1 protein-coding gene is annotated in these 280 nt (G+C 37.1%); it reads left to right on the forward strand.

Annotated elements, in window-relative coordinates:
• Positions 1-280, forward strand: a 280-nt coding sequence (locus SB724_RS19830; RefSeq protein WP_410572517.1) for an AMP-binding protein, incomplete at both ends; no start/stop codon positions are given.

A 280-nucleotide genomic window follows, 5' to 3' on the forward strand; every position in this document is an offset into this window, starting at 1 on the left:
GAGGCATTGAGTCCGGGTAAATTATCATCATATAATTTAAAATACCCATCGACCAAGTTAATCAACATGTATGGCATTACAGAAACTACGGTCCATGTAACTTATAAGGATATTACAGCAAGTGATATCGTTTCTAATATCAGCAATATTGGAACAGCAATTCCGACCTTAAGGTGTTATGTACTTGATGATAACCAGCAATTATTACCCGTTGGTGTTTCTGGGGAACTGTATGTAGGCGGTGATGGAGTATCCAGAGGATATTTAAACAGAGATGAAT

It is taken from the genome of Bacillus sp. SIMBA_031, from assembly GCF_046535225.1.
GTDB lineage: Bacteria > Bacillota > Bacilli > Bacillales > Bacillaceae > Bacillus > Bacillus velezensis.